The organism is Micromonospora craniellae (assembly GCF_014764405.1).
GTDB lineage: Bacteria > Actinomycetota > Actinomycetes > Mycobacteriales > Micromonosporaceae > Micromonospora > Micromonospora craniellae.
Genome location: NZ_CP061725.1, coordinates 4,006,322 through 4,031,615 on the forward strand (window position 1 = coordinate 4,006,322; position 25,294 = coordinate 4,031,615).

The 25,294-nt window shown below is 71.2% G+C and carries 29 protein-coding genes and 2 pseudogenes; 14 read left to right on the forward strand and 17 right to left on the reverse strand.

Going from position 1 to position 25,294, the window contains the following annotated elements:
* Positions 1–147: 147 nt before the first annotated feature.
* The 7 genes and pseudogenes from ID554_RS18030 to ID554_RS18060 all read left to right on the forward strand — a co-directional run bounded on the left by ID554_RS18030 (position 148) and on the right by ID554_RS18060 (position 5,946).
* Positions 148–783 (forward strand): helix-turn-helix domain-containing protein, encoded by a 636-nt coding sequence (locus tag ID554_RS18030; protein WP_117229128.1) that lies wholly within the window; start codon positions 148–150, stop codon positions 781–783.
* The gene (locus ID554_RS18035; RefSeq protein WP_117229129.1) at positions 780–1,544 is read left to right on the forward strand and encodes a hypothetical protein; all 765 of its coding nucleotides are present in this window, start codon (positions 780–782) and stop codon (positions 1,542–1,544) included. Before ID554_RS18030 ends, ID554_RS18035 begins: the two co-directional genes overlap by 4 nt.
* A gap of 84 nt (positions 1,545–1,628) precedes the next feature.
* Positions 1,629–1,943, forward strand: a complete 315-nt coding sequence (locus tag ID554_RS18040; protein WP_117229131.1) for a DUF2516 family protein — start codon at positions 1,629–1,631, stop codon at positions 1,941–1,943.
* Positions 1,940–2,827, forward strand: coding sequence for an alpha/beta fold hydrolase (locus ID554_RS18045; RefSeq protein ID WP_117229132.1), 888 nt, complete (start codon positions 1,940–1,942; stop codon positions 2,825–2,827). Before ID554_RS18040 ends, ID554_RS18045 begins: the two co-directional genes overlap by 4 nt.
* A 168-nt stretch (positions 2,828–2,995) precedes the next feature.
* On the forward strand, positions 2,996–3,214 hold the full coding sequence (locus ID554_RS18050) for a hypothetical protein (RefSeq protein WP_117229133.1): 219 nt from the start codon (positions 2,996–2,998) through the stop codon (positions 3,212–3,214).
* Positions 3,215–3,366: 152 nt separating this feature from the next.
* Positions 3,367–4,650, forward strand: a pseudogene (locus ID554_RS18055) (DEAD/DEAH box helicase); the annotation flags it as partial.
* A gap of 381 nt (positions 4,651–5,031) precedes the next feature.
* Positions 5,032–5,946, forward strand: a complete 915-nt coding sequence (locus tag ID554_RS18060; protein ID WP_117229167.1) for an SDR family oxidoreductase — start codon at positions 5,032–5,034, stop codon at positions 5,944–5,946.
* Here ID554_RS18060 and ID554_RS18065 read toward each other — a convergent pair.
* The 8 genes and pseudogenes from ID554_RS18065 to ID554_RS31775 form a co-directional block, all read right to left on the reverse strand.
* Entirely contained in the window at positions 5,937–6,965 is a 1,029-nt protein-coding gene (locus ID554_RS18065) for a helix-turn-helix transcriptional regulator (protein WP_117229136.1), read from the reverse strand. The two genes, ID554_RS18060 and ID554_RS18065, sit on opposite strands and share 10 nt — an antisense overlap.
* 3 nt (positions 6,966–6,968) lie before the next feature.
* Positions 6,969–7,322, reverse strand: a complete 354-nt coding sequence (locus ID554_RS18070; protein ID WP_117229137.1) for a response regulator transcription factor — start codon at positions 7,320–7,322, stop codon at positions 6,969–6,971.
* Positions 7,319–7,621 carry an ATP-binding protein gene (locus tag ID554_RS18075; protein ID WP_158573780.1) on the reverse strand — a complete coding sequence of 101 codons (303 nt, stop codon included), beginning with the start codon at positions 7,619–7,621 and terminating at the stop codon, positions 7,319–7,321. Before ID554_RS18075 ends, ID554_RS18070 begins: the two co-directional genes overlap by 4 nt.
* A complete protein-coding gene (locus ID554_RS18080; protein WP_158573781.1) occupies positions 7,618–8,301 on the reverse strand; it encodes a hypothetical protein in 684 nt (227 codons plus the stop codon). The genes ID554_RS18075 and ID554_RS18080 overlap by 4 nt, the downstream gene beginning before the upstream one ends.
* 12 nt (positions 8,302–8,313) lie before the next feature.
* Positions 8,314–8,862 carry an ABC transporter permease gene (locus ID554_RS18085; protein ID WP_117229138.1) on the reverse strand — a complete coding sequence of 183 codons (549 nt, stop codon included), beginning with the start codon at positions 8,860–8,862 and terminating at the stop codon, positions 8,314–8,316.
* A gap of 10 nt (positions 8,863–8,872) precedes the next feature.
* Positions 8,873–9,244 carry an ATP-binding cassette domain-containing protein gene (locus ID554_RS31765; RefSeq protein WP_223884136.1) on the reverse strand — a complete coding sequence of 124 codons (372 nt, stop codon included), beginning with the start codon at positions 9,242–9,244 and terminating at the stop codon, positions 8,873–8,875.
* Between the two features lie 126 nt (positions 9,245–9,370).
* Positions 9,371–9,445 (reverse strand): annotated as a pseudogene (locus ID554_RS32470) (ABC transporter ATP-binding protein); the annotation flags it as partial.
* Complete coding sequence (locus ID554_RS31775; protein ID WP_223884137.1) at positions 9,442–9,597, reverse strand: hypothetical protein; 156 nt, start codon at positions 9,595–9,597, stop codon at positions 9,442–9,444. The gene ID554_RS31775 and the pseudogene ID554_RS32470, both read right to left, overlap by 4 nt.
* A 156-nt stretch (positions 9,598–9,753) precedes the next feature.
* Here ID554_RS31775 and ID554_RS18095 point away from each other — a divergent pair, with 156 nt between their 5' ends.
* Together ID554_RS18095 and ID554_RS18100 are read left to right on the forward strand one after the other, a co-directional pair.
* Positions 9,754–10,545 (forward strand): EI24 domain-containing protein, encoded by a 792-nt coding sequence (locus ID554_RS18095; RefSeq protein ID WP_117229139.1) that lies wholly within the window; start codon positions 9,754–9,756, stop codon positions 10,543–10,545.
* 3 nt (positions 10,546–10,548) lie between these two features.
* A complete protein-coding gene (locus ID554_RS18100; RefSeq protein WP_117229141.1) occupies positions 10,549–11,064 on the forward strand; it encodes an O-acetyl-ADP-ribose deacetylase in 516 nt (171 codons plus the stop codon).
* A 75-nt stretch (positions 11,065–11,139) separates the two neighbouring features.
* Here the strand turns inward: ID554_RS18100 and ID554_RS18105 are convergent, their stop codons facing one another.
* From ID554_RS18105 to ID554_RS18115, 3 genes are all read right to left on the reverse strand, one after another.
* Entirely contained in the window at positions 11,140–11,850 is a 711-nt protein-coding gene (locus ID554_RS18105; protein ID WP_223884138.1) for an SAM-dependent methyltransferase, read from the reverse strand.
* A gap of 234 nt (positions 11,851–12,084) precedes the next feature.
* Entirely contained in the window at positions 12,085–12,276 is a 192-nt protein-coding gene (locus ID554_RS18110) for a DUF397 domain-containing protein (protein ID WP_117229142.1), read from the reverse strand.
* Positions 12,263–13,075, reverse strand: coding sequence for a helix-turn-helix domain-containing protein (locus ID554_RS18115; protein WP_117229143.1), 813 nt, complete (start codon positions 13,073–13,075; stop codon positions 12,263–12,265). Before ID554_RS18115 ends, ID554_RS18110 begins: the two co-directional genes overlap by 14 nt.
* A 235-nt stretch (positions 13,076–13,310) precedes the next feature.
* Between ID554_RS18115 and ID554_RS18120 the strand changes: the two genes are divergently transcribed.
* Together ID554_RS18120 and ID554_RS18125 are read left to right on the forward strand one after the other, a co-directional pair.
* Entirely contained in the window at positions 13,311–13,601 is a 291-nt protein-coding gene (locus ID554_RS18120; RefSeq protein ID WP_147333502.1) for a hypothetical protein, read from the forward strand.
* Positions 13,602–13,953: 352 nt separating this feature from the next.
* Complete coding sequence (locus ID554_RS18125) at positions 13,954–14,157, forward strand: flavin reductase (RefSeq protein ID WP_191088578.1); 204 nt, start codon at positions 13,954–13,956, stop codon at positions 14,155–14,157.
* Here the strand turns inward: ID554_RS18125 and ID554_RS18130 are convergent.
* Positions 14,130–15,035 (reverse strand): GNAT family N-acetyltransferase, encoded by a 906-nt coding sequence (locus tag ID554_RS18130; RefSeq protein WP_117229146.1) that lies wholly within the window; start codon positions 15,033–15,035, stop codon positions 14,130–14,132. The two genes, ID554_RS18125 and ID554_RS18130, sit on opposite strands and share 28 nt — an antisense overlap.
* Before the next feature lie 443 nt (positions 15,036–15,478).
* Here ID554_RS18130 and ID554_RS18135 point away from each other — a divergent pair, with 443 nt between their 5' ends.
* Positions 15,479–17,179 carry an IS1634 family transposase gene (locus ID554_RS18135; RefSeq protein ID WP_117231419.1) on the forward strand — a complete coding sequence of 567 codons (1,701 nt, stop codon included), beginning with the start codon at positions 15,479–15,481 and terminating at the stop codon, positions 17,177–17,179.
* A gap of 487 nt (positions 17,180–17,666) precedes the next feature.
* On the opposite strand, the gene ID554_RS18140 is transcribed toward ID554_RS18135, so the two are convergent.
* The 5 genes from ID554_RS18140 to ID554_RS18160 all read right to left on the reverse strand — a co-directional run bounded on the left by ID554_RS18140 (position 17,667) and on the right by ID554_RS18160 (position 23,453).
* Positions 17,667–18,620 carry an endonuclease domain-containing protein gene (locus tag ID554_RS18140; RefSeq protein ID WP_117226399.1) on the reverse strand — a complete coding sequence of 318 codons (954 nt, stop codon included), beginning with the start codon at positions 18,618–18,620 and terminating at the stop codon, positions 17,667–17,669.
* Between the two features lie 113 nt (positions 18,621–18,733).
* Positions 18,734–19,558: an ABC transporter ATP-binding protein gene (locus ID554_RS18145; RefSeq protein ID WP_199489130.1), complete on the reverse strand. Its 825-nt coding sequence runs from the start codon at positions 19,556–19,558 to the stop codon at positions 18,734–18,736.
* 97 nt (positions 19,559–19,655) lie between these two features.
* On the reverse strand, positions 19,656–21,176 hold the full coding sequence (locus ID554_RS18150; protein WP_117226398.1) for a class E sortase: 1,521 nt from the start codon (positions 21,174–21,176) through the stop codon (positions 19,656–19,658).
* Positions 21,173–22,183, reverse strand: a complete 1,011-nt coding sequence (locus ID554_RS18155; protein WP_117226397.1) for a WxL protein peptidoglycan domain-containing protein — start codon at positions 22,181–22,183, stop codon at positions 21,173–21,175. The genes ID554_RS18150 and ID554_RS18155 overlap by 4 nt, the downstream gene beginning before the upstream one ends.
* Before the next feature lie 85 nt (positions 22,184–22,268).
* Positions 22,269–23,453 carry a hypothetical protein gene (locus tag ID554_RS18160; protein ID WP_117226396.1) on the reverse strand — a complete coding sequence of 395 codons (1,185 nt, stop codon included), beginning with the start codon at positions 23,451–23,453 and terminating at the stop codon, positions 22,269–22,271.
* 208 nt (positions 23,454–23,661) lie between these two features.
* Between ID554_RS18160 and ID554_RS18165 the strand changes: the two genes are divergently transcribed.
* Together ID554_RS18165 and ID554_RS18170 are read left to right on the forward strand one after the other, a co-directional pair.
* A complete protein-coding gene (locus ID554_RS18165) occupies positions 23,662–24,678 on the forward strand; it encodes an ABC transporter substrate-binding protein (protein WP_199489124.1) in 1,017 nt (338 codons plus the stop codon).
* Positions 24,679–24,746: 68 nt separating this feature from the next.
* Positions 24,747–25,292: an LPXTG cell wall anchor domain-containing protein gene (locus tag ID554_RS18170; RefSeq protein WP_117226395.1), complete on the forward strand. Its 546-nt coding sequence runs from the start codon at positions 24,747–24,749 to the stop codon at positions 25,290–25,292.
* Positions 25,293–25,294: the final 2 nt, after the last annotated feature.

Consider the following 25,294-nt stretch of genomic DNA (forward strand, 5'->3'; position numbering starts at 1 on the left):
CCGCAGGCGTTAGCAGGGGACCCTTCCTAACACTGGGTCCCTAAGTACGACCGGTCGCGCGTGGGCGCAAACCCGGACGTGGAGACCTTGCTAACTCGGGCTAGCGTTTTGCTTGCAACGGCTAGCAGGGCCGGTTAGCGTGGAGACATGGCCACTTCCAAGGACCTTCCCGATGTCGGCGGGTTCATTCGTGACCTGCGGCGGAACGCGAAGATCTCGCTGCGGCAGCTCGCCGAGCAGGCCGGGGTGAGCAACCCCTACCTGAGCCAGATAGAGCGGGGCCTGCGTCGCCCCAGCGCCGAGGTGCTCCAGCAGCTCGCCAGCGCGCTACGGGTCTCCACCCCGGCGATGTACCTGCGCGCCGGGCTCCTCGACGACAAGGAGGGCCAGGGCGTGCTGGCGGCCATCGCGGTCGACCCGGACCTGACCATGGCCCAGAAGCAGTCCCTGACCCAGATCTACGAGACGTTCCGCCGGGAGAACGCCCGGCTCGCCGACGCGACCGCGGCAGCGGACGCCGCGCGGGAGGGCACCACCGGCACCGACATGGCCGGCGGGACGAACGCCGCGAACGACGTTCCCGATCTCACCTCGCCCGACGTGGCGAACCTGGCCGCCACCGGCCCCACCACCGCCGAGGGGTCGCCGACCGAGGCCGTACTGGAATCGGTCGCCGTGACCGAGGCCGGTCCGGCCCCCGCGCCGACCCGCACCCCAGCCAGGAAGACCGCCCGCACGGTGGTCCGCAAGGCCGCCGCCGCGGCCCAGGAGGAGAAGTCATGACCCAGCCGAAGACCGACCGCATTCCCGCCCCGATCTACGCTGCCGCCGGCGCCGGTGACCTCGCACTGCAGCAGTTGCGGCGACTGCCGACCGTGGTCGGTGAGCTGCGTGACCGGGTCGCCGCCGACGGTGGCCGGGTGGTGAGCGACCTCGGTGGCAAGGCCGTCGTCGCCGGGTTCGAGCTGCGCCAGAAGGCCAACGAGGCGCTGCGCAACGCCAACCAGACCGCCGGGTCGCTGCGGCAGAAGGCCACTCCGGTCGCCGACCTCAACCGGCTGCGTGAGGTGGCGGACCCGGCGAAGCTGCGCGAGGCCGCCGACGTGAACAAGCTGCGGGAGGCCGCCGACCTGGACCGGCTGCGCGAGCTGGCGACCCGCAACGCCGCCGTGGTCGTCGCCGGCGCCCACGCCGCCCAGGAGCGGGCGTTGGCCGCGTACGGTGCGCTCGTCGCGCATGGTGAGCGGGTCGTCGGTGCGGGCGTGGTGGATGCCGCCGAGACGGTGAACGCCGACATCGATGCCACCGACGCCACAATGGAGCCCGCCGCGATCGCGCCGGACGCCGAGCCGGCGCAGCAGCGCAAGCAGGCCGAGGCGCCCAGTCCGGCCGAGGTCGCCGAGATCGTGGAGGCCAAGCCGGCCGCCGCCAAGAAGGCCACCCGGGCAAAGGCGGGCACCCGGCAACCGGCCGCCGCCAAGCGGACCACGCCGTCGGCGAAACTGCCCCGGGCCACGAAGCGGACCCGTCCCGAGGCCGAGTGACCACGACAGACGTACCTCGATTGCGGCGACCCCGGTCACCGTCCTGTCGGACGGATCCGGGGTCGCCAGCATAAGCTTGCCGTCATGGCCAACGCCGCGCCGATCTTCGTCTTCGACGTCCGCTCCGTGATCGAACTGATCCTGTTCGTCTTCGCGCTGGTCGTGCAGGGGGTGGCCCTCGTGCACGCCATCACCCAGCGCTCCGACGCCTTCCCCGCCATCGGCACCCTGCCCAAGGGCGGATGGATCGCGATCCTGGCGGTCACGACCCTGCTGACCCTGCTGACCCGCAGCACGCTGAGCATCTTCGGGCTGATCGGTGTCGCCGCCGCCCTCATCTATCTGCTCGACGTGCGCGTCGGCCTGCGTGAACTGGGCGACGGTAGAGGATCCTGGTGAGGGCCTTCCGCTGGCCACCACCACCGAACGGCGGACCCCGCACCTGCGGGCCGGGGCCGGGTGCCCCGCGTACCGGTCGTCCGCCGCTGCCCGAGCCGGAGACCGAGCTGGTCGACACCCCGCACGGCGTACGCCTGGAACGGCTGGTCACCGGCGTCGGTGACCCGGTCACGGTGTTCGCGCACGGGTTCGGCAACGGCATCGCCACCACCCGCCCGTTCGGCAGCGGAGTGCACGGACGCAAGGTCTTCTTCCAGTTCCGTGGCCATGGTCGCTCGGACGCGCCGGACGGCCCGTGGAGCTACCTCGACCTCGCCCGGGACCTGCGCGCTGTCGCGGATCTCGGTGGTGCGACCCGTGCCTTCGGGGTCAGTCTCGGCGCGGGCGCGCTGTGCCGCCTGCTCGTGGAGAGCCCGGACCGATTCGACCGGCTGGTCTTCTTCCTGCCCGCCGCGCTGGACCGGCCCCGGTGCCCGGCGGCCGGTGCCCGGCTGACCGAGTTGCTGGCGGCGGTGGAGGTCGGGGACGCGTCCGCAGTGGCCGAGGTGGTCTCGGCCGAGCTGCCGCCGGCTGTCCGCAACACCCCGGCTGGCTGGGCGTACCTGCGACAGCGGCTGGACCACCTGCTCCGCGACGGACTTGCCGCCGGCCTGGCCGATCTGCCGGGTCAGGTGCCGGTGCCGGACGCCCGGGCGTTGGCGGCGGTGACCGCACCGGCGCTGGTGATCGCCGCAGAGGGCGACGACCTGCACCCGGTGGAGGTGGCCGAGCAGCTCACCGCCGTGCTGCCGGGGGCCATCCTGCACCGGTACGCCCGTCCCGGCGTGCTGTGGACGGAACGCGCCGACCTGCGCGGTCGGATCTCCGAGTTCCTGAACGGGTAGCTCCGGGTGGTGGTGGACTTCCGTCGCCGCCGCAGCTCTCTCGGGCGTCGGCGCCGTGGGCCGGACCGTAAGGTGTCCGCTGTTCAAGCGGGGTTCTTCACCCGATCGTCGCGACAGATTACAAGATCATCTCATCTTTCGCGGTGATTTCTGCTGTACGGTCTCTGAGTGAGAACCGAGCGTCACTGGTGGAACGGCGACCGCACCGTGCGTGGCCGTCGCGACGTGTTCATCCGCACCGACGGCGAGTCGTGGGAGGTCGAGGCCCGGGCCGGCGGCGGTGCCGGCGGGTCGAAGATCATTCCGTGTCCGGGCCTACGGTCGGCGGAGATCCTGGCCGGAGCGTGGATGGACGGCCAGCGCAAGTGGCAGGACGTCGCAACCTGAACAGATCGTGCTCCCGCACGTGGGCGGGCGGCAGGGGGTAGACTGACCTTGCGGCCCTGTCCTGGCGGGCCGGTTCGATGTCCCAGGCCACGCGCTGCGGCCGGTAAGCGGTCAGCGCCGGGCGGGATCTTTCTTCGACGTTCGGAGCATTCATGGCGGCCCGCCGCCCACAGCAGCAGAACACCTCCTCGACCACTCCCACCTTTGCCGACCTCGGCGTGCCCGAGACGCTCACCCGCGTCCTCGCCACGACCGGGGTGGCCCGGCCGTTCCCGATCCAGACGGCGACCCTGCCCGACGCGATCGCCGGGCGCGACGTGCTCGGTCGTGGCCGCACCGGTTCGGGCAAGACCTACGCCTTCGTGCTGGCGGTGCTGACCCGGCTGGCCGCCACCCCCGCCCCCCGGCGGGCCGGGCGTCCCCGGGCGCTGATCCTCGCGCCCACCCGTGAGCTGGCTTCCCAGATCGACAGCGTGATGGCGCCGCTGGCGCGGGCTCTGTCGCTGCGCACGATGACCGTCTTCGGCGGCGTGGCCGCCAACCCGCAGATCAAGGGCCTGCGTGCCGGGGTCGACGTGGTGGTGGCCTGCCCGGGCCGGCTCGCCGACCACGTCGACGCGGGCCACGCGCACCTGGACGCGGTCGAGATCACCGTGCTCGACGAGGCCGACCACATGGCCGACCTCGGCTTCCTGCCCACCGTACGGCGGTTGCTGGACCAGACCCCGCGGGGCGGTCAGCGCCTGCTCTTCTCCGCCACCCTGGACGCCGGTGTCGACGTGCTCGTCCGCCGGTTCCTCACCGACCCGGTCACGCACAGTGTCGACTCGACGCTGTCCCCGGTCACCGCGATGACGCACCACGTGCTGCACGTGCTCGCCGACGACCGGTTCGCCGTGCTGGTCGACCTGGTCGCCACACCGGGCCGCAGCGTGGTGTTCACCCGCACCAAGCGGGGAGCCAAGACGCTTACCCGTCGGCTGGTCGCCGCCGGTGTGAAGACCGTGGAGCTGCACGGCAACCTGGCCCAGGGCGCGCGGGCCCGGAATCTCCAGGCGTTCTCCGACGGCGAGGTGCAGACACTCGTCGCCACCGACATCGCCGCCCGGGGCATCCACATCGACGACGTGGCCCTCGTGGTGCACGCCGACCCACCTGCCGAGCACAAGGCGTACCTGCACCGGTCGGGGCGTACCGCCCGGGCCGGCGCGGCCGGCACGGTCGTCACCCTGATGACCGACCAGCAGGCGTCCGAGGTGCGGGAGCTGACCCGCAAGGCAGGTATCCGGGTGACCACCACCCGGCTGCGTCCTGGTGACGCGTTGCTGCGCGAGATCGCTCCGGGGGAGCGGACGCTCGTCGCCCGACCGGTGACGGAGTCGGTCGAGCCGGCACGCGAGCCACGGTCGAACCGGGGCGGCCGTCGCGGCGGCAGGTCGGCCGGCTCGTCCCGGGCCGGCTCGTCCCGGGCCGGTTCGGTCCAGGCCGGTTCGGTCCAGGCCGGTTCGTCCCGCACCAATGCGGCGCAGCCCGGCGCCGGGCGGTCCCGTGGCGCACAGGGCGGCACGGCACGATCCCAGGGGGCGCAGGTCGGTTCGTCGCGGTCCCAGGCGGCGCAGGCCGGTTCGGCCCGCTCCCAAGGGGCGCAGACGGGCGCAGGGCGGCAGGGTACGCGGTCGCAGGCGGCCCGATCCGGCTCGGCACCGACCGGCGGGGCGCGGACCGGAGCGGCGGCCTTCTCCGCCCGGGCGCGGCCGGGTGGACGTCGTCGCCAAAGCTGACGTCGGCTGTCAGGTACTCCTGGCAACGTGACCGTCATGACGACATCGTTGACAGGAAAGGTGGCGCTGGTCGCCGGGGCCACCCGGGGTGCCGGCCGGCAGATCGCGGTGCAACTCGGCGCGGCCGGTGCCACCGTGTACGCCACCGGCCGCAGCAGCCGGGCGGAGCGCTCCGAGCTGAACCGGCCGGAGACCATCGAGGAGACCGCCGAGCTGGTGACCGCCGCCGGCGGCACCGGGATCGCGGTCCGGGCCGATCATCTCGTACCGGCCGAGGTGCGCGCCCTGGTCGAGCGGATCGACGCCGAGCAGGGCCAGCTCGACGTGCTGGTCAACGACGTGTGGGGTGCCGATCCGCTGATCACCTGGGAGAAGCCGGTCTGGGAACAGCCCCTCGACGCCGGCTTCCGGACGCTGCGGCTGGCGGTCGAAACCCACGTGATCACCAGCCACTTTGCGTTGCCGCTGCTGACCCGCCGTCCGGGTGGGTTGGTCGTGGAGATCGGTGACGGCACGAAGGCGTACAACGACGACAACTACCGGTTGTCGGTCTTCTACGACCTGGCCAAGACCTCGGTCAACCGGCTCGCCTTCATCTGGGCGCACGAGCTGAAGGCGTACGGGGGCACGGCCGTCGCACTGAGCCCGGGGTGGCTGCGGTCGGAGGCGATGCTGGAGCACTTCGGCGTCACCGAGGCGAACTGGCGCGACGGCGCCGCCAAGGACCCGCACTTCCTCATCTCCGAGACACCGGCCTTCGTCGGCCGGGCGGTCGCCGCACTCGCCACCGACTCCGACCGACACCGCTGGACCGGCCAATCAGTCTCCGCGGGCGAACTGTCCAAGGTGTACGGCTTCACCGACGTCGACGGCAGCCAGCCGGACGCCTTCCGCTACATCAGCGAGGTGGTCGACGCGGGTCACCCCGCCGACGTCACCGGCTACCGCTGACCGTCGGCCGCCGGCCGGCCGTCCTGGCCGGTCGGCGGCGTACGATCGGTGACGTAGAGGGCGGCCGTCCGGGCCGCCGCCTCGGCCAGCCGGGCCCGCAACTCGGGCGGGTCGCACACCTCCGCCTCCGGCCCGAGCCCGAGCAGTTGGGCGTACGCCACGTCGACGGACTCGATGGGCAGCCGGATCGTCGACCAGCCCTGCCCGTCGGGCCCGCTCGCGGCGGCGACCGCCTCGTCGTACCCGAACGGGGCGTCGACCAGGTGCCGGAGCACGCGCAGGCCGACCGGGCTCAGCCGGAGCGTCACCTCGGCCCGCAGCATGCTCCGCAGGAACGACGCGGCCTCGTGCTGCCAGTGCGCTGCCAGGTCGAAGTCCGGTTCCCGGTCGAAGGTCTCCTCGTGCGGCTCGACGGCGGTGACCCGGTCCACCCGGTAGGTGCGCACGTCCTCGCCGACCCGGCCGACGAGATACCACGTCCCGTTCTTGAGCACGAGACCGTACGGACAGATCCGGCGGGTCACCTCGCGCTCCCCGCGCTGGTAGCGCAGCGTCACCACCCGGTCCCGCCAGACCGCGCCGGCCAGCTCGGTCAGCCACGTCGGCGGGGCGGTCCGGTGGTGGTACCAGCCCGGCACGTCCAGGTGGAACCGCTGCCCGGTGCGGGCCGGGGCGTCGCGTAGGCTCGGCGGCAGCGCGGCGAGCACCTTGAGTTCCGCCGCCGCCACCGCGTCGGCCAGTCCCATCTCACCGGCCGGGCCGGGCAGTCCGGCCAGGAAGAGGGCCTCCGCCTCGTCCCGGGTCATCCCGGTCAACCGGGTCCGGTAGCCGCCGAGCAGCCGGTAGCCGCCCGCCGGCCCCCGGTCGGCGTAGACCGGCACCCCGGCGGCGGAGAGCGCCACCACGTCCCGATAGACGGTGCGTTCGGAGACCTCCAGCTCGCGGGCCAGCTCCGCCGCCGTCATCACCTCCCGGGCCTGCAACAACAGCAGCAACGAGATCAGTCGGGCGGCGCGCACCGGTCACCGCCCGCCTGGCGTGAGCAGGCCCCGGTCGTACGCGGCGGCGACCGCTGCGGCCCGGTCGTTGACCCCGAGCTTGGCGTACACGTGCAGCAGGTGGGTCTGCACCAGCACCTTCACCGGGCTGCCCGAGGCGGCCAGCCGGCCGATCGCGGTCACCCCGTCCATGCCCGGCATCCGTAGGTCCATCAGCACCACGTCCGGTCGCAGCGACGCGGCCAGCACCAGCGCCTCGGCGCCGTCCGCCGCCTCGCCGAGCACCTCGAACCCGGGGTCACCGGTGAACATGCCCCGCAGCCCGTCCCGAACCACCGGATGGTCGTCGACGATGAGCAGACGTACCGGGCCGTTCACGCGGCGGCTCCGGGCAGGGCCGGTACGAACGCCGAGATGGCGGTGCCGCCGCCCGGCTCGGACTCGACCGCCAACCGGCCGCCGACCCGGGTCACCCGCTGCCGCATCGCGGTCAGGCCGTAGCCGCCGTCCTGGTCCGGCACGATCGACCCGTCGTCGACGTCGAACCCCGACCCGTCGTCGCGGACGTCCAGCGTCACCACATCCGGCATGTACGACAGGGTGAGCCCGTCCCGGGACGCGGCGGCGTGCCGGGCCACGTTGGCCAGCGCCTCCTGGGCGGCCCGGAGTAGTGTCACCTCGACCTCCGGGTGCAGCGGGCGGGGCGTACCGGTGGTGTCGACGCTGGCGGCCACCCCGTGCCGGGCCGACCAGCGCCCGCCCAACTCGGCGAGCGCGTCGGGCAGTCGGGCCGTCTCCAGCGGCTCCGGGCGGACCGCCCGCACCGACCGGCGTGCCTCGGTGAGGCTCTCCCGGGCCAGGTCCAGCGCGTTCTCCACGTGCCGGTGCCAGTCGGCCGAGCGGTCCCGGGACTGCTCGGCCGCTGCGCGTGCAGCCCCTCGTTCTCCCGCACGGTCTCGGCGAGCCGTGCGTTGGCATCGGTCAGCTCCGCCACCAGCCGCTTGCTCTTCTCGCCCTCCCGTTCGGCCACGAAGGCGAACCAGCTCACGCCGCCGGCAACGATCAGGTTGAACGACACCATGACCAGCCAGACCAGCCAGTTCGAGGAGAGCGACGGCAGGCCACCGCTCTGCGACGTGCCGAGCAACGCGGCGGTGACGGCCACCCCGGCCATCGGCCACCTGCCCGGCAGGAAGAACGCGTAGACGAAGCCGACCCAGGCGAAGAAGCCGTACCACGGGCTGGCGATGACCAGCGTGGCGGCGAAGCCCAACAGCCCCACGTAGAGGGGCAGCACCCGGTAGAGCCGCTCCTGCCAGATCTGCGGCCGGTCGCCGGTCTCGCCGCTGCTGGTCACCTGGCCCCCCGTTCACTGCCAGCGGAACAGTTTCGCCGCGACGGTGCCGGCCGTCAGGGCGATCGCCGCCATTATCCCCAGGTGCAGCGGCTCCGGTGCGGTGCCCGTCCAGGCGTCCAGCAGCGCCTGCACCCCGGGCGGGAGGTACGCGCCGAGGTCGGCCAGCACGTCGGGCAGCAGGAACCGGGGCAGGTAGACCCCGCCGAAGAACATCACCACCATGAACAGCGGTACCGACATCGCCTGCGCCGACCCGGTGCCGGCCACCGCCGCGATCACCAGTCCCAGCGCCAGCAACGCCGCCGTACCCAGGACCAGGGCGGCGGCGAACCCCCAGGGATGCTGCGGCAACGGCGAACCGAACGAGGCGACCAGCAGCGACGGCGTGAAGTACGTGAGGAAGGACTGCCCACCGAAGTTCGGGTCCGGTTCGCGGAACGACGGGATCAGCCCGAGCACCGTCAGGATCCCGGCGGGCAGCAGGACGGTGAGCAGCAGCGTCGGGAGGTCCCACAGATAGAGCTTTGTCTCGGTCTTGAGGATCTGGCCGAAGGCGTGCATCGTCGTCCCTTCAGTCGGTGAGCCGGTGCCCGGTCAGCTCGACGAACGCGTCGTCCAGCGTGGCCTGCTCCAGCCGCAGGTCGGCGGCGATGATCTGGTTGCGGGCGAGGACCGAGGTGACCGCGTGCAGCACGTCACCGGTGCCGGCCACCACCACCTGGCTGCCGCTGCGGGTCACGGTGGTCACCTGCGGCAGGTCGGTGAGCAGTCGATCGTCCACCGGGGCGGACGGCCGGAACCGGATCCGCTGCTCCGGTGCCACCGCCGCGACCAGACCCGCCGGGCTGTCCAGGGCCGCCACCCGCCCCTGGTTGATCACGGCGATGCGGTCACAGAGCCGCTCGGCCTCCTCCATGAAGTGGGTGACCAGCACGATCGTCACGCCCCGCTCCCGAACCCGTTCGATCAGCCCCCAGGTGTCCCGTCGGGCCTGCGGGTCCAGGCCCGTGGTCAGCTCGTCAAGAATCGCGGTCTTCGGGTTGCCGACCAGGGCCAGCGCGATCGACAGCCGCTGCTTCTGGCCGCCGGAGAGCTTGCCGTACGGGGCGTTGCGCTTCGCGCCGAGGCCCCACTCCTCGATCAGCTGCTCCGGTCGGCCGGGCGGCGGTAGAACGACGCGTACAGTTCCAGCGCCTCCGCGCCCCGCAGCCTGTCGGGCAACTGGCTCTCCTGGAGCTGTACCGCGACCGTCTCGCCGTATCGCTTGTGCAGGTTGGTCACCTCGATGACCGGCATGTCCCCGCCTTCCGCCGTCGGTCTCGCGTACCGTTCCAGCCTCGCGGTGGCGGCCCGCCGCCGGATCGACCGGCCAGCGGTGATCCCGGGCGACCCCGGTTGATCCGGGCGATCCGTCAACCGGTTGATCTGGTGGCGGTGACTAGGCTCTGCGACGTGAACGCATCCGCGATCCCCGGTGCCGCCGTGGGCAGCGCCCGCCGGTTCGTCGGCGGCGCCGCGCTGCTGCTGCGCGGCATCGGCCTGTACGTCCGCAGCCCCGGCCTGATGCTGCTCGGCATCGTGCCCGCGCTGATCTCCGGGACGATCTTCCTCGCCGTGTACGCCACCCTGGTGTACTTCGTCGGCGACCTGGCCCAGTTCGTGACCCCGTTCGCCGACGACTGGGCACCGGCCGGGCGCAACGCGGTCCGGGTCGTCGCCGGACTGGCGATCCTCGGCCTCGGTGGCCTGCTCACCGTGCTCACCTTCACGGCGGTCACCCTGGTCATCGGCGACCCGTTCTACGAGAAGATCTCCGAGCGGGTGGAGCAGCGGTACGGCGGCACCCCCGACGCCGTCGAGGTGCCCTTCTGGCCGTCGCTGCGACGCAGCGCCGCCGACTCGATCCGCCTGGTGGCGCTGGCCGTCCTGGTGGGCATCCCGCTGTTCGCCGCCGGGTTCATCCCGCTGCTCGGCCAGACCGTCGTACCGGTGGTCGGTGCGGCGGTGGGCGGCTGGCTGCTCGCCGTCGAACTGGTCGGTTCGCCGTTCTACCGTCGGGGCAAGCGGCTGCGGGACCGTCGGGCCGTGTTGAAGGCGGACCGGCCCACCGCGCTCGGCTTCGGCGTGGCCGTCTTCGTCTGCTTCCTGATCCCCCTGGGTGCCGTCCTGCTGATGCCGGCGGCGGTGGCCGGTGCCGCTCTGCTGGCCCGCCGCTCGCTCGGTCAGCCGATCACGGAGGCGTGAGGTATGGACATCACCCTGGTCGAGGGGGACATCACCGCCGAGCGGGTGGACGCGATCGTCAACGCCGCCAACTCGTCGCTGCTCGGCGGCGGGGGAGTCGACGGCGCGATCCACCGCCGGGGCGGCCCGGCCATCCTCGCCGAGTGCCGCGCGCTGCGCGCGTCCCGCTACGGCCGTGGCCTACCGACCGGGCAGGCCGTGGCCACCACCGCCGGTGACCTGCCGGCCCGCTGGGTGGTGCACACCGTCGGCCCGGTCTGGACGGATACCGAGGACCGGTCACCGCTGCTACGCGCCTGCTACGCCAACAGCCTGGCCGTCGCCGACGACCTGGGCGCGGCCACCGTCGCCTTCCCGCTGATCTCCGCCGGGATCTACGGCTGGCCGGTCGACGACGCGGTCTGCCAGGCGCTGTCGGTGCTGCGCGCGGCCAGCCCGACGACGATCATCGAGGCCCGGCTGGTGCTGTTCGGGCCGGACACGTTGGCCGTCGCCGAGCGCGTCCAGGCGACCGGCTGACGCCTGCCTGAAGGGGCGGGGCGGCATGGCCGCCCCGCCCCTTCTCGACCGCTGCGGACCCGCCTCAGCGGGCCATCAGTGCGAAAACTCCCCAGCCGAGGTACTCGCGCGCTGGTACCGCGTGTAGCGGACAGGCTCGGTGGTGAGCTCCGCCCGTACCGTGGCGGCCAGTTCGTCATCGGGGTTGTCGTCGAGCCAGCGGCGCAGGTTCAGCCACTGTGCCGCCTGGTACCGGTCCCAACTGTCCTGATCGGCCAGCACCATCTCCACGACGTCATACCCGAGGTCGCCGAACTGCTCGACCAACTCCGGCAGCAGCAGGAAGTCCTCCGCGTCCTGCGCGAGGCATGCTCTGGCGGTCTGCTGGTCCGGCACCTCCCGCCGCCAGTACGGCTCGCCGACGAGCATCAGACCGCCGGGACGGAGACTGCTGCTCAGGAGCTCGACAGTCCCGGGAAGGCCACCACCGATCCAGGTGGCGCCGATGCAGGCGACGAGATCGACCGGCTCGTCCGCGACGTACCCGGAGGCGTCGTCGTGCGCGAAGGTGACCCGGTCGGCAACGCCGAGTTCAGCGGCGCGGGCACGGGCCTGCTCGGTGAAGACCGTGCTGATGTCCACCCCTGTCCCGGTGACCTGATGGTCCCGGGCCCAGGTGCACAGCATCTCGCCCGAGCCGCTGGCCAGGCGCAGCGCCTGGCCCAGGGCGGCGAGCTTGCCGGGGGTGAACGGGTTGTGAATGCGGTGGTTACTCTCGCGAATGGTGAAGATACGTGGAAGATCCACGGGAGATGCTCCTCGGGTTCGATGCGGTCAAAGTGCCTGGGAAGGGCGGTCGACCGGAGCCGGTCGCCGCTGCTTGGACCGTCATCAATGCACCTCACTTACCACGTACAAACCTGAGTTCGGCCAGCGTAGGCGGGCTCTCCTGACGCTTCCACCGATTTGAGCCGGCACCGTCCTGACCGACGACGAGAAGCGCCCGCCACGATTGGGCGGGCGCTTCGTCGTAGGTCGGGGTCAGGCTCGCTCGGCGAGTTGGTTGATGAACGTTCGCCATGCTGCCGGTCGGAAGGTCAGGGCGGGGCCGGTGGGGTCCTTGGAGTCCCGCACACCGATGACCCCGGCGAGGTTGTCGGCGACCTCGACACAGTTGCCGCCGCTCGCGCCGCTGCGAGTGCTCTTGCGCCACTGGGCGTTACTGAGGTCCATGATGGCTCTCAACTTCCTTCAAAAGGTTGATGGACTGCCGGCGCGGTAGCGCCTCATTCCGGACGCTTTCCCACCTCGCCTGAAGCGTAGCCACGTCATCATCCTTATCGACGACGTCCCCGCCGAGCTGATTCTCAAGGTGGCCGACCCACACGCCTTCTGCGGACCGCGCCAGCGCGAATGGTCCAGATAGCCCGACGTGCAGGCCGCTACCAAGGGGAATGACGTGGACGTGGACGTGGACGTGCGGAAGCTCGGTCAGCGCGATCAGGTGCGCGATTTGCTGAGCCATGATCCCGCCGAGGTCATCGCCTGTTCGGCGAAGCGCTGCTTCGTCCAGCACGGCGACGAACTGCGGCGGGCGTTCGCTGGTCAGGATGGCCTGCCTGTCCATGCGCCCCTTGACGCGCTGCTCGACCTCGTCATCGGTCAGGCTGTCCACGGTCCGTAGCACGGCACGGGCGTAATGCTCCACCTGTAACAGGCCGGGGATCAGGTTTGGCTCGAAGTAGCGAAGCTGCGTCGCGGAGCGCTCGGCATCGAGCCACGGCAGAAACCAGGATGGCGCACCGAGCTTCGTCGCTAGGCGCTCGAACAGGCCACCGTTGTTCAATGCACGGTCAGCCCCTCGAATGAAGTCGCTCGTGAGTGCCCGGGTGCCGCCTTCGACAGCGCTGACGTGGGAGGCGCTGAAACCGGCGCTGCGACCGAAGGCTTCCTGCGTCATGCCGGACCTGCCTCGTGCGCGGCGGATCTCGCCAACGATGAAGGTCGCCACGGGGTTCGGAATGTCAGACATGCAAGGTCCCCCACCTCGAAGATCGACTACCCATGTCGCCTCAGGACCGGCGCGTGTTCAGTCAGCACGGCCCGGACGCTTGAAGTGCCTTCCGAGCGTAACGGTCTCCATATCAGAGTGTCACCAGGCGGTGGGGCGAGTGGAGGTCAGGGATGGCCCGCTGGTCGTGCCGCCGGGGGTCGCCCGTGGGCGAGCACTCAGGGTGGCCCCCTCCAACGTCGACGGAGGAGGCACCGTGCCCGAGCCTGTGAACGCCGTACCTGCCTCTCGATGGGGTGAGCCCGTTCCGCGTACCGGCCTTGCCGTGGGGGACGTGGTCCGCGTGCCCGAGGGTGCCTACCAGCCCGGTGCGGGGGAGCTGACGTTGTACGTGGCCGAGGTGGGGGACAGGATCGCGCGGGACGGCAGCGTGTGGATCGAGGTGTACGGCCATGAGGTGCAGGAGGACCGGACCCTTCGGGGCCGCCGCCGCTATGCGCAGGTCCGTCCGGACCTCGCCGACGTCCGCCCGGCGCGTGGCTGGTGAGCGTGCGCCGGGAGGACGAGAGTCCGACGATCTGCCCCGGCGTGTACCTCCTGAGCAGGGCAGCGTCCCCACAGTTCGGCAAGCCGATCGTGGCGCGCCTGATTCGGAAGCTCGATCTGACGACGTACGACGGATGGGTTTGGATCGAGGTCTATCAGCTCAACGCGGCGGGGAATGCGACCGCCCGGCGGACGCTGTTCGTGCAGGTCGCGGGGATGGAGCGCGTGGTGGCGCCGCCGCCCGCGCGTCGCTCCCCGCCGCGCTCCGGCGGCGGGCACGGGACCGGTGCAGCGGTGACCTCACCGCGCACGAGCCCGCGCGCCCCACCTGGCGCTGCCGGGCGTGTGGTGCGGTGTGGCCGTGTTCTCCGGCCAAGTTGCGCCTGCTGGCGGAGTACCGCACGCGCCGGGTCGAGTTGGTGGCCTACCTGAAGGCGCTGCGCGAGGAGGCCGCCGACCAGCTCGCCGACCCTGACTCGGACGCGCGTCGCACCGACCTGGCGGCCCGCTTCACGGACTGGGCCGCTGTTCACCGCTCTCGGACGCAGGACCACTGAACGGCGACCTGCCGATAACCGAGCCGGGTGTTGACCGCCAGCATCGGCGCGTTCGCCGCGTCGTTCCCGGTGTACGCGGTGGTGACCCCGCCCTGCGCCGCGCGGTGCAGCGCGGCCAGCTTGACCAGCCGGGCCAGTCCACGTCCCCGGTGCTGCGGCACCGTGCCGGTGTAATCGGACCATATCCGCGTACCGTCCCGCTTCACCAGGCTGATCGCAGCCAGCTCGCCGTCGACCTCGACGCCGGTGCTGACCGCCCGGTCCAGTCCCACGTTGTCCCAGGTGGTGGCGATCCAGTCGGCGTAGCTGATCGCGCCGGACACCACGTCGCCCGGCTCGTCGGCACCGGCCAGCACGTCCACCCGGTGCACGTGGCGCGGGTCGACGTCCGCCAGCGGGACCAGCCGTGCGCCGTCGGGAGGTGTCGGCAACGGTGGCAGCGTGTGCAGGTCCAGGGCCGAGAATTGCTCCTGGCGGCTCGGCGTGAAGCCGTTCCGGCGGGCGAACGGCAGCGCCTCCGGCAGCGCACGCCCGTGCAGCCGGGTCAGGTCGAGCGAGGCGAGGTGCGTGGTCGCCTCGGCCAGCAGCGCGCCGCCGATCCCGCGTCGCCGCTGGTCGGGGTGTACGTGCAACAACGACACCTCGCCGACCGCCTCGGCGGTGTGCTCGTTTCGGGACGCGCACACCCAGCCCACGATCTGTCCGTCGACCTCGGCGACGAAGCCGGCCCAGTGCAGACCCGGCGGCGGTGTGGCGATCAACTGCCGCGTGGACGCGACACCCCGGAGCAGGAAGGGGAACACGAGTCTCCGCAGCGCGACCACCGCCGGGGCGTCGTCGGGGCGGGCCGGGCGGAGGAGGAACTGTGGTCCAGGCATCCGGCGGAGGCTAGCCGGTCCACCACCGGTTCCGCCTCGGTTTATCGCGGGGAGGTGGGGAGAGTTGTTGTCGCTGGGACGACAACAACTCTCCCCACCTCCCCGGCGAACCTCGTGATGGCCGGCGGTTGGCAGGGCTGCGGCCGGGCGGTGCCGTGACATTCAGCCTTGCCATCCGGGGGGTTGCGGGTCTGCGGGCGGCGCTGCCGCTACGTCGGGCCTTGCCGACGGGCGGTTTGCGGGGCTGCGGCCGGGCGGTGCCGCGACGCCTGCGTTCCGCAGCTCAGCGTCGATATAGTCGGCGTCGCGGTGTGAAGGTGCAGTTCAGGGCGTTGCGGCCTGGCGGGAACGGCGAAAACGCCTAGTGACACGCCTGCCTGTGGATAACTTTGTTGAGCTGCTGATCTGTTGCTGGTCTCATAGTCGGTGTACGGTCGTGCCTCGTGTACGTGAAAGCGTCGACCCGCAAGACCCGCGACGGGCAGACGATCCGCTACCTGCAACTGGCTCACAACGAGTGGGACCCGGCCGCGAAGGCGTCCAAGACCCGGGTGTTGTACTCGTTCGGCCGCGAAGACCAGCTCGACGTGGCCGGTATCCGCCGCTTGGTCGACGCGTTGTCGCGGTTGCTCGCCCCGGCCGACGCCCTGGCCGCGGCCGCGCCGGCCGGCCTGTCGTTTGTGGAGTCCCGTTCGCTGGGCGGGGCGTGGCTGCTCGACGGGTTGTGGCGCCGGCTGCGCATCGACACCGTCCTGCGGCCGCTGGTCGGCTCGTCCCGCCGGGAGGTCGACGTCGAACGGGTGCTGTTCGCGCTGGTCGCCAACCGGGCCCTGGCCCCGTCGAGCAAGCTGGCCGCCGCCGACTGGGTCTGCCAGGACGTGTACCTGCCCGACCTGCCGCACGTCACCGACGACACCTGCTACCGGGCGATGGACCAGTTGATCGAGGTCGAGCCCGCGTTGACCCGCGGGGTCTACGACCAGATCGCCGACCTGCTCAACCTTGAGGTCGACCTGTTGTTCTTCGACACCACCAGCACCTACTTCGAACTCGATGAGGCCGACGAACCGCTGTGGCGTGACCAGCAGGGCCGGGTCGTGGCCGAGGACGATCCGGCGGCGGTCAAGCAGGCAGGGTTCCGCACCCATGGCAAGAGCAAGGACTCCCGCGACGACCTGCCCCAGGTCGTGGTCGGGATGGCCGTCACCCGCACCGGCATTCCCGTGCGGGTGTGGTGCTGGCCCGGCAACACCAGCGACTCCGCCCTGATCCGGCAGGTCAAGACCGACATGCGCGAGTGGAGCCTGGCTCGCGTCGTCTGGGTCGCCGACCGCGGCTTCGCCTCCGCCGAGAACCGCCGCTTCCTGCAACAGGGCGGCGGGCACTACATCCTGGGTGAGAAGCTGCGTGCCGGCACCAGCGAAGCCGACGCTGCGCTCGCCCGGCAGGGCCGCTACGCCACCGTCGCGGAGAACCTGCAGGTCAAGGAAGTCAACATCGACACCGACGACCGGTTCGTCATCTGCTACAACCCCGAGGCCGCCGACCGGGACGCCGCTGTCCGCCAACGGCTGATCGCCCAGCTCACGGACCTGATCGACGACACCGACCGGCTGCCGGCCACCAAACGCGCCGAGCTACGCGGCGTGATCTCCACCAAGCCCGGCCTGAACCGGTTCCTGCGCGTCACCCCCAAGGGCCTGCTGCGCCTCGACCAGGCCAAGGTCAAGGCCGAACAGCGCCTGGACGGCAAGTACCTGCTGCGCTGCTCCGACCCGACACTGTCGGCCGAGGACATCGCCCTGGGCTACAAGCAGCTCCTCGAAGTCGAACGCGGCTGGCGCGACATGAAGACCACCCTCGACCTGCGCCCGGTGTTCCACCGCCGCGAGGACCGCATCCGCGCTCACATCCTGCTCTGCTGGCTGGCCCTGCTGCTGATCCGGGTCGCCGAGACCGAGACCGGCCGCACCTGGACCGCGATCCGCACCGAGATCGACCGGCTGCACCTGGGCGTGTTCACCGGCCCCGCCGGCACGTTCGCCCAGCGCACCGAGCTGTCCCAACCCCAGAAGGCCCTGCTCACCAAGCTGAAGATCGCCGAGCCGCCCCGGATCTTCGACGCCACACCCGCAACCGCCTGACCTGCGACAACACAGCCGCCTAGTGACACGCCCCGTCACCGGGCCCACCGCTGTTTGCCCAGCTCACAGCCCAGATCCGCCGCCTATATCGACGCCGAGCTGCGGAACGCAGGCGACGTCGGCCTTGCCAATCGGCGGGACCCGCCGAGCTGCGTGCGGCGGTGCTGCGACCCGACGGCCCGACCGTGCTGCCCGTCCCCATACGCACCGGCCCCCGGGTATTCTCAGGTGTTAGGAAGGGTCCCTTCCTAACACCGTGGGCGTCGCCGATCGGAGGCCGCACAGGCGCTGCGGTCCGCCGGTGGCGCGCCGTCGGGCGTGTGGCACCGGAAGAGAGGCGGTGGGTACGGACGAGGTGGGCGCGATGCCGGTCGCACGGCGACCACTGCGAGGACGGTAAGTCGGGCACACGATGCAGGCGCGCCGAGCCCACCGCCTTGTCCGAGCCGCTTCGTGGCAGCCGGGACTACTTCAGCCGTACCCACCCTCAGCCTTGCCAGCCGGCGGCCTCCAGGGCCGCGCGGATCTGGGCCGCCACCTCGGTCGGGCGGTGTCGGACGTCGAAGGCGGTGAAACGGAGGATACGGTCGCCCTCGATCCAGATCTTGTTCTGTCGCCGCAGGTCAGCGGCCCAGTGTCGGGCGTCCATGTGGTGCCCGCCATCGATCTCCACGTGCAGCGACCACCGAGGCCAGTAGGCGTCCAGGTAGCGATTCCGACCGTCGGTGTCCCGCCGCCGATGTTGTCCCTGCGGCGGCGGCAACCCATGGCGGCGGCACAGCCGGGCCAGGTCGATCTCGGAGAGCGCCTCCGCGCCGCCCGCGATGTCGCGCAGCGTCTCCCGGATCAGCGCGCCCCGGCGGGCCTGGGGCATCCGGTCCAGCACCGCCCCGATCTCCGCCGGGGTCACCCGCCGCTGCTGGCAGCCGGCCGCGAGGATCTGCTGCGCCTCGTCGTCGGTACGCACCCACTGCGCCGCGTCAACCAGGGACCGGGCCATCGATGTACGGTCGGGGCGGGCCCGCTGGCGGTCGGTGTCGGGGAGGTGGCGAGCCCGGCGTGCCCGGACCGCAGGCAGGCCGAGCGGTAGCCGGCGCAGCAGGTCGGCGGGGCGGCGTCGGTGCGGGACCAGCACGTCGACGGTGTCGTGACGCCAGGTGCCGCGCAGCCCGCCGGCCGTCGCCGCCGCCAGCCCGGCGAGGATCGCGCCCTCCCCGGCCGCGAGCACCGCCACCCACCACGCCTGTGCCCGGGAGTACGGTCCTGCGGGCGGTTCGGCCCGCAGGATGCCCCGGCACACCCGGCTCCATCGCTCGGAGGTCAGCAGGTGGCGTACCCGCGACGGGCTCATCTCGGCGGTGGCCTGCGCCCAGGTGACGATCGCCGCCTGCTCGAACAGCAACCACTGCAACGGGTCGGCGTCATTTCGGGGTATCCGCACGAATCGATTGAACCGTGAGGTGGGTACGCCTGTTGTCGTCCCAGCGACTAGCCAAGGACTTACCTGTCCCGCAGGATGGGAGCGTGTGGCGGCGACGCCGCTGCGGGCTCATCTCAGCCGGTGGCGTCGACGGGCGTCTCCAGCAGACGGCGTGCCTGCCGTGAGGCGGGCACGACGAGAGGCGTACCGGTCTGTGGGTCGGCGATGACCTCGCACGGTAGACCGAACACCTCGCGTACCAGATCCTCCGTGACGACGTCGCGCGGATCGCCCTGGGCAACGATGGCACCGGCGCGCATCGCGATGAGATGGCTCGCGTAGCGGCTGGCGTGGTTCAGGTCGTGCAGGACCGCGACCAGCGTCCGGCCCTCGCCGTGCAGGTCCGCGCAGAGATCCAGCATCTCGATCTGGTGGGCGATGTCCAGATAGGTGGTTGGTTCGTCCAGCAGCAGCAGATCAGTCTGTTGGGCCAGCGCCATCGCCAGCCAGACCCGTTGCCGCTGCCCGCCGGACAGCTCGTCCACTGGCCGTTCGGACAGGTCCGTCACCCGGGTCGCCCGCATCGCCGTCGTGACGTGGAATTCGTCCTCGGCGGTCCATTGCCTGAGCAGACTCTGGTGTGGGTACCGCCCGCGCGCCACCAGATCGGCCACGGTGATGCCGTCCGGGGCGATGGAACTCTGTGGCAGCAGGCCCAGTTTCCGAGCGACTTCCTTGGTCCGGTACGAGCTGATCGCCGCTCCGTCGAGGTACACCGTGCCGCGCCGGGGCGGCAACAGGCCCGCCATCGCCCGCAGTAGGGTCGACTTCCCGCAGGCGTTCGGTCCGACGATGATGGTGAAGCTCCCGTCGGGAATCGTGACGTCGAGCCCTTCGGCGACGGTCCGCCGGTCGTAGGACAGCGTCAGTTCCCCGGCGTGGAGCCTGACCGTCGACAGCGGCCTTCCACCCTGCCCGCCAGCAGGGTGAGATACGCCCGTGTGCAGCTCTTTGATCCCTCTGTTCCTCTCGCTTCGTGATTCGGGGTGCCGCAGGTCAACCCAGGACGTCGGGCCGTTCGCCCGCCAGCTTGGACAGCGTCTGGTCAAGTTCCGAGAAGAGGACGTATCGCAGCCGGGACGAGTAGCGCGGATGGCAGGCGGTCATGGTCAGCATCGCGCGGCTCGGTGTCACACCGGGCTGTTCCGGCGTCGGCGCGACCACGTCGACCCGCTCAGGACTCACGATGACGTGCCGTTGTACCCGGTAGACGAACCAGGCGGAGGCGGTCTCCACCACGATCGGATCATTCGCGCCCAGTTGGTCGATGTCGTTGAATGGCTCACCCGGCGGCCCTCGGTGGCCGGCCACGGCCATGTTGCCCACCTCGCCGGGTAGTGCGGTACCCGGATAGTGACCTGGCCCGAGTTTCAGATCAGCAGTACGAATTCCCTCTACAATGGTGTATTTTGCCCTCCATTTGGGCACGTGCAGCACGGCCAGAGGTTTGCCCTGTGCGGGGGCGCTGATGGCGGTGTCCAGGCTCGTCACGGTGGGGCTGGAGGGTTCCTCGGTGCCGGGTTCCGCCGGCTGCTCCCAGCCGGTCGTGAGCTGTTCGTCCAGCCTCTGCTGGGCGTCCGCGGTCCGTACGCCGGGCATGAGTGTCTGCGCAGCGAGTACCACAGCACAGACCAGACCGGCTCCGACCAGCACGACACCGCCGGTACGCATCGGCGACGGTGCACGCCGTCTCTGCCGGTGCAGGCGATACGCCAGCACGATGACCAGGACCGCGAGGAGCGGCACCAGCGGCAGCAACCACGGCCAGGCACTGGTCTGCGCGGTGAACGTGACACCGCCGCCGATCCCGTCCACCCGGCCGCCGATGTCGTACCGGCCCATCGCGGGTGCCGATACGGTGAACGGCACCTCGACCACGGTTCGTGCACCAGGTTCGAGTTGCTCGACAGGTACCACCCCCGGCGCCTGTGCTCCGGCGGCACGTCCCAGGTCCAGGGCGAGTTCCGCTCCGCTGACCGGGGTGGTTCCGGTGTTGTCGACCGTGACCATGAGCACCCGGGGCGCCGGTCCGCCGAACAGCGCGGCCAGGCTCCACCGTTTCTCGACCCGTGCGCCGACCACGACGAGCCCGCCGTCTGCACCGGGTGCGGTGGATTCAGTGACCCCGACCGTCGCCGAGTCCGGCACGTCCGGCACGTCGATCGCCACCGTCGCGATCTGGTCACCGGTGGCCGTGACCGCGCGGATGACGCAGGGACAGCCGACCGGAGGGGCCGCCAGGTGCAGCACGAGGCGGGCGGACCCGGAAGCCGGCACCGACACCGCGGACGCGGCCGTCACGGCGCAGTCGGCGGAGGCCTGACGTGCCTCGTTGCCACAGAGGGCGGCGGTGACGACACCGGCCGGCCAGTCGACGAGCTGTACTGTGACTTGCTCTCCCAGCCGGGCAGTCGTCTGGTCGACGGTGACGGCCGGTTCGGCGGCCGCTGCGGGGGCCGATGGGAGCAGGAGCGCCCCGGCGACGGCCAGCAGGGCGACAAGAGCCGGCTTTCTCATTCGTCGGCCGCCCGTGTCCGGCGTCCCCGGTACCGCCACAGCAGCACCGCAGCGACGATCACCACCACCAGTAGGAGGTAGTACCAGGACAATGCCCAGACGCCCACCGTGGACCGGGCGGTGGCGCCGTCCTCGGAGCTCAGCGCGACTGCCGCGCTCAGGCGGATCAGGGCGGGGCGGCCGGTCACCTCATCGGCACGCTCCACGACCGCGCCGGGTAGCAACTCCGGGAGCTCGATCGCGGGCGCCGTGCCGGCGGGCAGCCCGAACAGGCCGTCGATGTCGATGCTCCGGCCGGGCGCGAGCCGGGTGTTGCCGGTGTTCCGCACGACGTAGCGCAGCTCCAGGGTGCCGGTGAAGGGCACCAGCCCTGGCCGGTACGTGGCGCTCAGGTCGTCGATCCGCAGGCTGGGCCGCAGTTCGCCGCTGACCCGGAGATAGAGCCGGGTGCCGACGCGCTGTTCGAGGCGGGCTGAATGACCGGTGGCATCCGCCGAGGTCGTACTCACCGAGGCGACGATGCCGCCGACGTGATCACCGGGTGTGGCGTTGGCGGGCACCTGTAGCGCGAAGGGGATGTCCGCCCGGGACCGGGGGGGCACGGTGACCGTGTTCTGTCCGAGTTGTACCCAACTTCCCACATCCGTGGGCGTCTGCGCAGCCGACAACAGGTCGAATCCGCCAGACGCGGTGGTGAAGGCGTCGCTGGCGTAGACCTGGAAGGTCAGTGCGTTGGTACCGAGATTGGTCACCGCCACGTAGTCGTTGACCGAGCCACCGGGCGCGAGGTCGTAGGTGTAGAAGGGGCGGTTGCCCGGGCCGGTGCGGCTGGAGGGCTGAACCGACCAGGACGCGGAAGCCGGTGGGGTGGCCTCGGTGGTGGGGGTGGTGCCGTCCGGAGCGGAGGGAGTCGGGGTCGGTGCCGCGACGGCGGGCCCAGGCAGGCAGGTGACGGCGGCGAGGGCCAGTACGGTCAGGGACCGTCGCCATGTGGTGGCTGCGGACATCTCGGTCGGCGATCCTTTGAGGGATGGTGCGGACGCGGTGACACCGGAGGGGCATCGCTGCCCTTCTCCGGTGTCACCGCTCGGATCAGATGGCGGTGAGCGTCATCGTCGTCGAGTAGGACCCCGGCGCGACGGTGGTGGGCATGCGCAGTTCGAGACCGGCCCCCAACTTGGCCGTTCCGCGACCGGAGCCGGCTGCGGCGGTGCCCAGCGTGGCGCCGCTCTTCAGTCCGGTGCCGGCGGCGACGGGCGAGCCCGCCACGACGGTCTGCCCCGGCGCTGCCTCTTCGAGCTCGGGCGTCCAGCCCAGGTGCTTGCCGTCGATCGTGCCCGCGGCGCCGGTGAAGTCACCCACCTGACCGGAGACGCTCCAGCCCGGGTCGGCCGCACGCAGGTCACTGACGGTCACCGTCGGCAGTGCGCCGGTGGAGACCAGAGCGTCCAGTTCGGGCGACACCTGCGGGTTGCTCAGGAGGACCGAGTTCGCGTCGGCCCGCAGGGAGAGTGCGCCGGTGTCCGACACGACCGTCGTGATGGTGATGGAGGTCGATGCGCCTCCGGGCTCCGCCACCACGGTGAACGGCACGGGCACGCTGACGCCGCCGGCCGCCAGGAAGTTCAGCGTGTGTGATCCCGCCTCGGTGTCGTCGGGAACCGGGACGGCCTCGCCGGAGAAGCTGCCAGCGGCATCGGTGGTGAAGGTGGTGAGCGTGGCGCCACGGTTGAGCTTGACCGTGACCGTCGTCGAGGCCGGGAAGTTCGTCCCGGAGGCGGACAGTGACGTACCCGCCGGCACCGCATCCGTGGCGAGCGTCACGGTCGGTACCACCGGTACCGCCACGGTGAATCGCTCGGTGTGCACACTCCGTACAGCGTCGCCAGCTCCGGCGCCGGTCAGCATGCGCAGCCAGTGTCCGCCGCCGGTCAGGTCCGCCGGGACGGTGACCGAGCCGCTGATGTCGCCTGTGGTGTCGGCGGCGGTGACCTCGGCGAAGATGTCGGAGCCGGAGCTGTCCCGGATCGCACCATCGTTGATCTTGACGATGACCACCGATCCGGAGCCGTCGTCGTTGACGAAGCCGGTGCCGGTGAAGGCGATCGTCCCGCCGGGGGCGACGGTGTTGGAGGCGATGGCGACGGTGGCGCCGTTCGGGTTGTCGGGTCGAGGCTCGGCGGCTGCGGCCGGGCCGGTCAGGGTCAGCGTCGCCGCGACGCAGGCAGCTGCGGTGACCGCGCCGATGCGTAGGCCGGTACCGAGTCGGATGGGCAAGCGCGCGCCCGAGCGCGCGGATCGCGAGGGGTTCAAGTGGAGTTCCTTCCCTGCCGCCCGGTGGATGGGCGGTTGGTTGCAGGTCACTAATGGATTCAGTGCGGGAGTGATCCGCTTCCGCCGACTAGAGGTTAGGCTAACCTAACCGCTGACGCCAAGGAAGAAGTGGCTGATCAGACAGTTAGAAACCAGGCATGGAGGAATTTCAGTGACATCGCGTCCGGCGTACCGGTGGCGGGCCGCCATCGCCGTCGCCATCGCTCTTCCGGGACTCGCCATGGCCGCCTGTACCGCCGACGCCGGGCCCGAGTCCGTAGCGCATGAACGCACTGTGACGGACGGCAACGGCGTCTCCGTCACGGTGCCCGAGAACCCCGTTCGAGTGATCACGCTCAGTGAGCCCACTCTGGACGGTGCCCTGGCTCTCGGTGTGTCCGTGGTCGGTACGACGAGCGGACGAGGTCAGAGTGGCGCGCCCGCGTACCTGGCCGACCGCGCTGCCGGCATCCCCATCGTCGCGTCCGTCGCCGGCCCGAACATCGAACAGATTCTGACTCTTCAGCCAGATCTCATCCTCACTGACGGCACCGTCGCCGCAGACGATGCCGTCCTCGCCAAACTTCAGGAGATCGCGCCCATGGTCTTCATCGGCAAGACGGCGGCTGACTGGAAGACGTCCTTCACCACGCTCGGCCAGGCGGTCAACAAGTCCGCCGAGGCGGAGCAGGTGCTCGCCGGATACGACAGTCGGGTGACCGAGATCAAGTCACGGCTCGGCCAGCATGCCGACGACACCGTTGCCATCGTCCGCTGGGGCACCGGTCAGCCGTCCCTGCTGCTGCGGGAACTGCCGCCCAGCAAGGTGCTCGCCGACCTGGGCCTGCGCCGACCTCCCGCACAGGACCGCGACGGGCCTGGTCACTCCCAGCCGGTCAGCCGCGAGAACCTGGACCAACTGGACGCCGACTGGATGTTCTTCGGCTCGCTCGGTGGCGCCACGAACCCGGCGGGTGGGAGCACCGGCACCGACGCCAGCCGGGAGGCCAGCGAGAGACTGCTAAACGACGACGCGGTGAAGACGCCCGGCTTCACCGCTCTGACCGCGTACCGCAACGGCCAGGTCATCCCAGTCGACGGATCGGCCTGGGCCAGTTCGGGCGGACCACTGGCCGCCACCGTCATTCTCGACCAGACCGCCGAGGCCATGACCAGTCCGACCAACTGACGGCCACCCCCTCCGAACAGAGAGAGCCTGCTGTGAGAATTCGCCTCCTTGCCGCCACCCTGACCGCTGTGACAACCGCCGCCCTGGCGATGTCCGGTCCCGCCCAGGCCAATCCCCGGCCGTCCAATCCGCAGGGCGCGACCGTGTCGTTGGCCGCCGACAGCGCCACGGCTGGCGGCACCCTGCGTTACACGGGCACCGGATTCGTCAACGAGGGCGGGCGCGGCCAGATCGTCACGATCAAACTGGACGACGTGGACATCCTCGGTACCGTCACCGCCAGCGACAGCGGTGCCATCTCCGGTACGGTCACCATCCCCGCCGCCACCCCGCCGGGCAGTCACTGGCTGCGTTTCCTGGCCGGATCCGGGCGGGAGGACGACGGACCGGCACGGAGCCTGGCCAGCTCCGAGTTCACGGTGAGTGCCGCCGCAGGCGGCGGTGCGGACGAGCCGACGGCGGCCCCGACCGGCACCCCTGACCTGGACGCCCTGCCGAAGACCGGCATCGACGCCGGGCCATGGACGCTCGGAGCGATCATGTTGCCGATCGCCGGATTCGTGCTGTTGCTGGTCGACCGTCGGCGACGGCACCGGGCCGACGCCGCGTCGTGACC

Bases quoted from the DNA above. Each gene is read 5' to 3' on its own strand.
- ID554_RS18030 (WP_117229128.1), top strand. From the start codon at position 148: ATGGCCACTTCCAAGGACCTTCCCGATGTCGGCGGGTTCATTCGTGAC.
- ID554_RS18035 (WP_117229129.1), top strand. From the start codon at position 780: ATGACCCAGCCGAAGACCGACCGCATTCCCGCCCCGATCTACGCTGCC.
- ID554_RS18040 (WP_117229131.1), top strand. From the start codon at position 1,629: ATGGCCAACGCCGCGCCGATCTTCGTCTTCGACGTCCGCTCCGTGATC.
- ID554_RS18060 (WP_117229167.1), top strand. From the start codon at position 5,032: ATGACGACATCGTTGACAGGAAAGGTGGCGCTGGTCGCCGGGGCCACC.
- ID554_RS18085 (WP_117229138.1), bottom strand. From the start codon at position 8,862: ATGCACGCCTTCGGCCAGATCCTCAAGACCGAGACAAAGCTCTATCTG.
- ID554_RS31775 (WP_223884137.1), bottom strand. From the start codon at position 9,597: ATGCCGGTCATCGAGGTGACCAACCTGCACAAGCGATACGGCGAGACG.
- ID554_RS18100 (WP_117229141.1), top strand. From the start codon at position 10,549: ATGGACATCACCCTGGTCGAGGGGGACATCACCGCCGAGCGGGTGGAC.
- ID554_RS18110 (WP_117229142.1), bottom strand. From the start codon at position 12,276: ATGGACCTCAGTAACGCCCAGTGGCGCAAGAGCACTCGCAGCGGCGCG.
- ID554_RS18115 (WP_117229143.1), bottom strand. From the start codon at position 13,075: ATGTCTGACATTCCGAACCCCGTGGCGACCTTCATCGTTGGCGAGATC.
- ID554_RS18130 (WP_117229146.1), bottom strand. From the start codon at position 15,035: ATGCCTGGACCACAGTTCCTCCTCCGCCCGGCCCGCCCCGACGACGCC.
- ID554_RS18150 (WP_117226398.1), bottom strand. From the start codon at position 21,176: ATGAGAAAGCCGGCTCTTGTCGCCCTGCTGGCCGTCGCCGGGGCGCTC.
- ID554_RS18155 (WP_117226397.1), bottom strand. From the start codon at position 22,183: ATGTCCGCAGCCACCACATGGCGACGGTCCCTGACCGTACTGGCCCTC.